The organism is Dactylosporangium sucinum (assembly GCF_014647515.1).
Classification (GTDB): Bacteria; Actinomycetota; Actinomycetes; order Mycobacteriales; family Micromonosporaceae; genus Dactylosporangium; species Dactylosporangium sucinum.
On record NZ_BMPI01000179.1, the window covers coordinates 1 to 1,517 of the forward strand.

Here is a 1,517-nt window from a genome sequence, read left to right on the forward strand (position 1 = left end):
CGCATGAGTTGCCCTGTGTCAAGCCGTTGCTTGTTGATGTTGGTTGAGCAGGTGTTGGAGGGCTCCGTGTCTGGCGGGGTCGTAGGGGGTGTTGGTGGTCCAGCATTTCCAGATGATGGTGAGCCAGGCGCGGGCGAGGATGCGCACGGCGTGGGGATGGTCGTGGCCGCGGGCTCGGGCTTTGGCGTAGAGGTCGGCGGCCCAGGGGTTGGCTCGGCGGCTGTCGCCGGCGAAGTCGCAGACGGCGTCGCGGAGTTGTTTGTCGACGGCCCAGCGGAACGCCACGATGCGGACCTTGCCGGACTCGCGGGTGGAGGGTGCGACACCGGCGAGGCAGGCCAGGGATGCCGGGGTCGGGAACCGGCCGCGGGCGTCGCCGATCTCGGCGAGGAGCCGGGCGGCGCGGACGGAGCCGGAGCGGGGCAGGTTGGTGAAGATGTCGCGGTCCGGGTGCAGGGTGAGCGCTTCGGCGATCTGCCCGGCGAGCGCGTCGATCTGTGTGGTGATGGTGTCGAGCAGGGCCAGGTAGGCGCGGGTGATGCCGGCCAGGGTCTGGCTGTGCTCGCCGGTGGCGCCGCGGGGCGCGGCGGTGATCCGGGTGTGCAGTGCGGCCGGGTCGCAGCGTCCGCAGTAGCCGACGCTGGCCAGCCAGGCGGCGAGCCGTTTCGGCGAGAGCCAGTCCACGGCGTCCTGGGTGGTGAAGCGGGTCAGGAATCGCCGGCTGATGGCCGAGTCGATGTCGGCGAACAGGTCGACCGCGGCCGGCAGCGCGATGGCGAGGTGCGCGCGCAGCTGGTTGGCGACCGCGACGCGGTGGGCGACGAGGTCTTTGCGGGTCCGGCACAGACCGCGCAGCGCGGTCGTCGCCGCGCTGTCGCACAGCAGCGGCGTGAGCCGGCGCCGGTCGGTGCGGACGGTGTCGGCCAGGACGTAGGCGTCGAACCGGTCGTCTTTGTTCCCAGCCGAGCCGTAGCGGCGGCGCAGCGCTTTGACCTGCGACGGCGGGATCACGAAGACGGTGCGTCCAGCGGCCAGCAGGGCCTGCACGACCGGGCCGTCCGGTCGCTCGATGCCAACGGCCTCGACGTTGTGCTGGCCCAGGGTCCGGATCAGCCTGGCCAGCCCGGCCTTCGTGTGGGCGACCGTGACCCGGTGCAGTACTTCACCATCGGCGTCCAGCACACAGACCGCGTGGTTGTCCTTGGCCCAGTCCACCCCGGCGCAGGCTCGCCTCGCCGTCACGGTGCCGGTCACACTCATAGTTGCTCCTCCGCTGCGCTGTCAGTGGGGAAGCACTCGGCGGTCCCGGGACACCACTGCCGGTCGCTCATTGAGCGGCGCTCGCCGGTGCAAGCGGCGGCGCATAGCCCTGTAGCCAGTCGGGGTGTCCCGGGCCGTCGGGTCTCGCAGAACTCATGCTGGGCCTCGAAGGCCGAGCGAGCAGGGCGATGGCCCGACGGACACCGGTGCGCCCGAACCCTAACCGGAACGAGCGAAACCATGGTGAACCAATGAGC

1 protein-coding gene is annotated in these 1,517 nt (G+C 71.1%); it reads right to left on the reverse strand.

What is annotated here, in order from left to right; all coding sequences use genetic code 11:
- Window positions 1–18: 18 nt before the first annotated feature.
- Window positions 19–1,260 carry an IS110 family RNA-guided transposase gene (locus tag IEZ31_RS55665; RefSeq protein ID WP_190258274.1) on the reverse strand — a complete coding sequence of 414 codons (1,242 nt, stop codon included), beginning with the start codon at window positions 1,258–1,260 and terminating at the stop codon, window positions 19–21.
- Window positions 1,261–1,517: the final 257 nt, after the last annotated feature.

Coding starts and splice junctions, on each gene's coding strand:
- IEZ31_RS55665 (WP_190258274.1), bottom strand. CDS start 1,260: ATGAGTGTGACCGGCACCGTGACGGCGAGGCGAGCCTGCGCCGGGGTG.